7 protein-coding genes are annotated in these 6,098 nt (G+C 65.4%); 2 read left to right on the top strand and 5 right to left on the bottom strand.

Annotation, left to right across the window (positions count from 1 at the left end; genetic code table 11):
• Nucleotides 1-2,332, top strand: a 2,332-nt coding sequence (locus EOA22_RS21785) for an AsmA-like C-terminal region-containing protein (RefSeq protein WP_281040774.1), incomplete at its 5' end; no start/stop codon positions are given.
• 7 nt (nucleotides 2,333-2,339) lie between these two features.
• On the opposite strand, the gene EOA22_RS21780 is transcribed toward EOA22_RS21785, so the two are convergent.
• A complete protein-coding gene (locus tag EOA22_RS21780; RefSeq protein WP_013531012.1) occupies nucleotides 2,340-2,777 on the bottom strand; it encodes a helix-turn-helix domain-containing protein in 438 nt (145 codons plus the stop codon).
• A 154-nt stretch (nucleotides 2,778-2,931) separates the two neighbouring features.
• On the opposite strand from EOA22_RS21780, the gene EOA22_RS21775 reads away from it, so the two are divergent.
• Nucleotides 2,932-4,734 carry a chloride channel protein gene (locus EOA22_RS21775; protein WP_127390211.1) on the top strand — a complete coding sequence of 601 codons (1,803 nt, stop codon included), beginning with the start codon at nucleotides 2,932-2,934 and terminating at the stop codon, nucleotides 4,732-4,734.
• On the opposite strand, the gene EOA22_RS21770 is transcribed toward EOA22_RS21775, so the two are convergent.
• The 4 genes from EOA22_RS21770 to EOA22_RS21755 form a co-directional block, all read right to left on the bottom strand.
• Nucleotides 4,731-4,955, bottom strand: coding sequence for a ribbon-helix-helix domain-containing protein (locus EOA22_RS21770; protein WP_013531014.1), 225 nt, complete (start codon nucleotides 4,953-4,955; stop codon nucleotides 4,731-4,733). The two genes, EOA22_RS21775 and EOA22_RS21770, sit on opposite strands and share 4 nt — an antisense overlap.
• Entirely contained in the window at nucleotides 4,952-5,149 is a 198-nt protein-coding gene (locus tag EOA22_RS21765; protein ID WP_024501426.1) for a DUF4169 family protein, read from the bottom strand. Before EOA22_RS21765 ends, EOA22_RS21770 begins: the two co-directional genes overlap by 4 nt.
• A 16-nt stretch (nucleotides 5,150-5,165) precedes the next feature.
• Nucleotides 5,166-5,702 carry an SspB family protein gene (locus EOA22_RS21760; RefSeq protein WP_013531016.1) on the bottom strand — a complete coding sequence of 179 codons (537 nt, stop codon included), beginning with the start codon at nucleotides 5,700-5,702 and terminating at the stop codon, nucleotides 5,166-5,168.
• Between the two features lie 118 nt (nucleotides 5,703-5,820).
• Nucleotides 5,821-6,098 (bottom strand): TetR/AcrR family transcriptional regulator C-terminal domain-containing protein (locus tag EOA22_RS21755; RefSeq protein ID WP_206521311.1); only part of this gene is annotated, 278 nt, incomplete at its 5' end.

Below are 6,098 nucleotides of genomic sequence, written 5' to 3'. Positions count from 1 at the left end.
CCCACCGGCGTTGACCGCCGACACGGTCGACACGGCGCTCAGGCTGCGCGACGGGCTGCTCGAAATCGACCGGCTTTCGGTGGGCGGGCTGGCCGGCGCCTCGATCAGCGCCACCGGCCGGATCAAGGATTTCCCCGCGAGCCCGACCGGCAAGCTCGATGCGTCGGTGGTTGCCGTCGATCTGAAGCCGCTGATCGATGTCGCCGCCCAGCACTATCCCGACAGTGCCGTGCTCAGGGGACTGTCGAGCCGTGCTGCTGCCTATCCCGAGCTGTTCCAGGATGCGCGCATCGACCTGGTGGCGAGTGCAGCCGACAATGGCGACGGCACCACGGGCCTGGCGGTAAGCGGGCAAGGCAAGGCCGGCGGCTCGGCCTTTTCGGCGTCGCTGTCGGGGAAGGGCGTGGTGGACAAGCTTCTCGAAGCGCCGGTGGCGCTGACCTTCAACGCCAAGAACCCTGATGCCACCGCGCTGCTGGCGCTCTATGGCCTGCCGGCGCTGCCGCTCGGCATGCTGGGCGAGGCAAACACCGATATTCAGGCCAAGGGCACGTTTGGCGGCGGCCTGGCGACGAATTTCAGCCTTGCCGGCAATGACTTCAAGGCCGGTTTCGAGGGAACGATCGCCGACACGCCGCAAGGCCTCGCCGCCAAGGGCAAGCTCAGCCTCGATGCCGCCGACATCGAGCCGTGGCTGATGACGTCGGGCATCGGCCTGCCAGGCATGGGGGCGGGCATGTCGACGTCGCTCGCCGCGCAGGGCGACTACGGCAACGGCCTGCTGGTGCTGGACGAACTCAGCGGCGCCATCAACGAAGCGGCGGTGTCCGGCGACGTCAATATCGATGTAAAGGACGGCGTGCCACATCTGGCCGGGGCGCTGGCGCTCGACGAACTCGACCTCGATCCCCTGGCGGTGGCGCTGTTCGGCGACTCCGCCTTTCTAGCCGACAAGGAGGGCGCAGCCAAAGACCGGGCAGGCAAGGGTGGCGTGTGGCCGGCGACACCGTTCAGCCAGAAATCCAGCCTGCCATTCACCGCCGACCTCGACCTGACGACGGCAGCACTGGCCGCCGGCCGGTTCGCCACCGCCTATGACGCCGCCTTTTCGCTCAAGCTCGACCAGGAAGGCATCCGCGTTTCGGATCTCAAGGCGAAGTTGCTGGGCGGGGCGCTGACCGGCCTATTCGAGTTGAAGAACAACAACGGCACCGGACTGTTCTCTGGCCAGATGAAACTGGCGGGCGCCGATCTGGCGACCGTGCTGCCGGATGCCGGCATCAGCGGCATCGGCGATTTCTCGACGGCGCTGTCAAGCAGCGGCAAATCGGTCGAAGGGATGGTGGCTGCCTTGTCAGGCTCCGGAACTGCGGCGTTGAAGGGCGTGAAAGTTGCTGGCCTCAATCCAGATGCGTTCAGTGCGTTCCTCGCCAAGGCGGATGCGATCGGGCGCGACATCGATGCGGCCAAGACCGCCGGCTTCGCGCCCGAGATTGCCGCTGATGGCAGCTTTGCCGCTGGCGATACCGACATAGCCTTCACGGTTGCCGGCGGCACGCTGCGGGCGCCGCCGGTCAGCCTGGAAAATCCAGCGGCGACCTTGTCCGCCGACATCACGGCGGATCTCAACGCGGCCACGGTGTCGGCCAAGGGTGCGATCACCTATCGGCCTGGCGACGAGGCGCTGGTCGGCTCCGAGCCGGTTGTGAATTTCACCGCCGAAGGGCCGTTCGGCGCGGTCAAACGAGCATTCGACAGTGAGCCGCTGGCGCAGTTCCTGACCCAGCGCGCGCTGGAGAAGGAGCAGCAGCGCGTCGAGGCGATGCAGGCCGCGCTGCTCGAGAAGCAGCGGCTGCGGCGCGAAGTGCGCTATTACGCTGCGCGGCAGGATGCTCGCGACAAGGCGGCCGAGGAATTGCGCCGGCAGGAGGAAGCAGCGCGGCTCAAAGCCGAAGCTGACGCCAAGGCCAAGGCCGAAGCGGATGCACAGGCTCAGGCTGAGGCGGACGCAAAGGCTCAGGCCGACGCGGAGGCGAAAGCCAAGGCGGACGCAGATGCCAAAGCCAAGGCCGATGCCGAAGCGAAGGCGGCTGCCGAAAAGCAGGCCGCCGACGAGGCCGCCAAGGCGCAGGCCGAGCAGGAGCGGCAGAAGGCGGAAGAGGCGATGCGTATTGCCTCGCAGGAAAAGGCAAGGCTCGAAGCCGAACGCAAGGCCGCGCAGTCTCCGAAGGTGGAGCGGGCGCCGCTGCCGCAGGCCAACGACAATCCGCCGCCGGCCAAGCCGAAGGCCAATCCGTTCACGATCGACAATCTGCTGAAGTCGCTGCAGTAGTAGTCGACTACCCACGGTCTCGATCGAGCAGCCGCCGCAGCATCGGTTCGATGCGTGACAGTTCGTCGAGATGCGCCGCCGACAGCTCGGCCAGGCAATCGTCGGCGCGCTCGGTCAGTTGCAGCAGCACGCGGCGATGGTCGTCCTTGTCCTGATCCCTTGTGACCAGCCCTGCCTCGCCGAGACGGTTGACCAGTTCGACGGCGCTGTGGTGGCGAATGCGCAGGCGTTCCGCGAGATCGCCAACCGTCACCGGGCCGCCGCCGGGGAATCCCTTGATCGCCAGCAGCGCCTGATGCTGGCGCGGGGTCAGGCCGGCGTCTTCCGCCTGGACCTGGCTGAATTCGAGGAACCGGCGGATCAGGTAGCGAAACTCCGACAGCCGCTGGTAATCGGCCTGGCTGATGGCGGGACGTTGTTCTCGTGGCTGCGACATATCAGACATGTGTTCGTTTTCCGGCGAAAGCTCAAACGGATTTCGGGCGAAACCGGCTTGAATATTTATATCGTGTTACGATACATAGCCACCGACAAACCCGGCTGGCCGCTTCGACCGTGCCGCACCCCAGACATACGGCCGCCGCCAGGAAGCAACTGCCATGAAGACCCATCATTCGAACCCGGAGCACCTGCGCGATTTCACCACGGATCCCAGGGTTCTGCTCGTCGCCGCCATTGCCGTGGTGGTGGCGACAGCCGGGTTGTTTGCCGGCATCGCGCTTTTGAAGCTGATCCGGCTTGCCACCAACATTGCCTATTTCGGCCAGTTCTCGCTTGCCGACCTGAAGCTCGAGAACACGCCGCTTGGGCTTGCCGCCGTCCTCGTTCCGGTGATCGGTGCGCTGATCATCGGCCTGATGGCGCGCTATGGCAGCGAGAAGATCCGCGGCCACGGCATTCCCGAAGCCATCGAGGCGATCCTGCTCGGGCGCTCGAAACTCGACGCCAAGGTGGCGATCCTGAAGCCGCTGTCGTCGGCGATCTCGATCGGTTCCGGCGGACCGTTCGGCGCGGAAGGACCGATCATCATGACAGGCGGCGCGATCGGCTCGCTGATCGCGCAGATGCTGCCGGTCAGCGACAACGAGCGCAAGACCCTGCTGGTGGCTGGTGCGGCAGCGGGCATGACCACGGTGTTCGGAACACCGATCGCCGCCATCATGCTGGCGGTCGAACTGCTGCTATTCGAATGGACCCCGCGCAGCTTCATTCCGGTGGCGGTCGCGGCTGTTATCGCCGAGGTCGAGCGCACCATGCTGCATCTGCCCGGGCCGATCTTTCCGTTTCAGGGCGGCATGGAGGTGTCTTTTGTCGGCCTTGCCGGCTGGGTGGCGATCGGCGTTTGTGCAGGACTTCTGTCGGGACTGCTGACGCAGATGGTCTATGCCTGCGAGGACGGTTTTCAGAAGCTGCCGATCCACTGGATGTGGTGGCCGATGCTTGGCGGCCTGGTGGTCGGCATAGGCGGGCTGATCGAACCGCACGCGCTCGGTGTCGGCTATGACAACATCACCGACATGCTGGATGGCCGCACCGTCGCGACGGCGGCACACCTGCTGCTGGTGGTCAAGGCGATCATCTGGTCGGTAGCGCTCGGCTCGGGAACGTCGGGAGGTGTGCTGGCGCCGCTGTTGATCATGGGCGGGGCTATGGGCGCTGTGCTCGCCGGCGTTCTGCCTGCCGCGGATCCGGGTTTCTGGGCGCTGCTGGCAATGGCCGCCACCATGGGCGGCACGATGCGCGCGCCGCTGACCGCCACGTTCTTCGCCGTCGAACTGACCGGCAACACACATATGCTGGTGCCGCTGATTGCCGCCTGCGCCGCGGCGCATGCCGTGACCGTGCTTCTGATGAAGCGTTCGATCCTGACCGAAAAGATCGCCAGAAGGGGACACCATCTGGTTCGCGAATACCGTGTCGACCCTTTCGCCCTGACCAGGGTGCGCGAGGTGATGACGTCGCAGGTCGAAAGCGTGCCGGCGACGATGACGCTGCATGGCGCAGCAGCGTTCCTGACGGCGCCGGAAACACGGCATCCGAGTTTCCCGGTGGTCGACGAGAACGGTCAGGTGCTGGGCCTCATCGATCCGCCGGCGATCTTGCGCTGGAGACGCGCCGGCACGCACCGCACCACCACGCTTGGCGCGTTGCTGGCCGGCAGCAAGGTGACGCTGGCCTATCCGGACGAATATCTCGAAGGCCTCTCCGACAAGCTGCTGATGGCCAACGTCTCCCATCTGCCCGTCGTCACTCGCGAAGGCTCGTTGCTGGTCGGCTATGTCGGCTGGAAGGATCTGATGCGCGTGCGGTCCAGGAAACAGGCCGAGGAGCGCGAGCGTTCGACCTTGCTTGGCTTTGGCACCAGACGCAGGAAAAAGGACGACGCGGTCGAAAGCCTTTAGATGCTCTCTCCTCGCTTCGCCCACTCCAGCACATGGAGCCTCAACGCCGAGGACAGGTTGGTGTCGCGGGGCCGCGTCTCGTCGACTTCGGCGACAAGAGCAGCGAGCGTCAGCTCCCTGGTCGCCGCGATCGCGACGAGGTCGTCATAGAAGGGCTTTTCAAGCGAGTAGCTGGTGCGGTGGCCGCGAATGGTCACCGAACGCTTTTCGACCGGGCTCATTGACGGCCGGGGTCGCCGGGCTTTTCACGACGATGCCCGGCAACGAATTTTTCGCTCTTGTCGGCGGCGACGCGGTCGCGTTCCTTTTCGGCCTTGGAGCGGCCGTGCAGCGCGCGGTTCTGTTCGGCGGCGCGCAGCTTTTCGTCCCGCGCCTTTTGCTTGCGGGCCTGGCGGAGATTGACGATTTCGGCCACGGCGTAAGTCGCCGGCCTATTTCTTGCGGAAGGCGTCGAGCGAGACCACTTCGGCGCCCTTGGTGGCGGCGTCCGCGGCCGCGGGCTTCTTCTCCGCCTCCGCGGCGGCCTTCTTCTCGGCCTTCGGCTTTTTCTCGGAGACGATGGTCAACGGCTCCGGAGTTGGCGCAGCCGGTTCATCGGCTGCCGCACCATCCGTCTTGACGTCGAATTCGAGTTCGAAATTGACCGAGGGATCGTAGAAGCCGCGCACGGCCGAGAACGGGATTTCGAGTTTTTCCGGCACATCGGAGAAGGACAGGCCAACCTCGAAGCCGGTATCGGTCACCTTCAGGTCCCAATACTGGAACTGAATGACGATGGTCATCTGCTCGGGATAGCGCTCGCGCAGCCGCGAAGACACGCGTACGCCCGGCGCGCCGGTCAGGAAGGTGATGAAGAAGTGGTGGTTGCCGGGGAGGCCGGTGCGCGCGACCTCGGCCAGGACCTTGCGCATGACGCCGCGCAACGCCTCCTGGGCCAGAATGTCGTAGCGGATGTGGTCGTCGGCCATGTGGCGGTCGGGTTCCGTTGAATCGTCCGCATAGCTGTAATCAAGCTTGAGCGCGGCGTAAACCGCATATAGATCACCCTCGCGCGGAAGCGAAGACTATTGCCAGCGATTTGATCGCTCAGGCGCTGGCGAGCGCGCTTTGCTTTTCGGACGATGCCGCGGAGCGGCGCTTGCCGAAGGCGCGCAGGAAGGTACGCACGCCATTGGTCGCAGATTGCAGCACCTCGTCCTCGCGCGGCGAGCCGCCAAGCATGAACGTGGTCTGCAGTTCGGCATTGACGAGGCCAAGGAACTGGCGTGCCGCCACGTCCGGGTCCTCGATCGTGAGATAGCCGCCATAGGCGAGGCGGGCGAAGCGGGCGGCGATTGCCGGCCATGTCCTGCCCGGTCCCTGTT

It is taken from the genome of Mesorhizobium sp. M7A.F.Ca.US.014.04.1.1, assembly GCF_003998745.1.
In the GTDB taxonomy this organism is placed as follows: domain Bacteria; phylum Pseudomonadota; class Alphaproteobacteria; order Rhizobiales; family Rhizobiaceae; genus Mesorhizobium; species Mesorhizobium ciceri.
The sequence above is the reverse complement of the archived record's forward strand: the minus strand, read 5'-3'. Positions and strand labels throughout refer to the sequence as shown.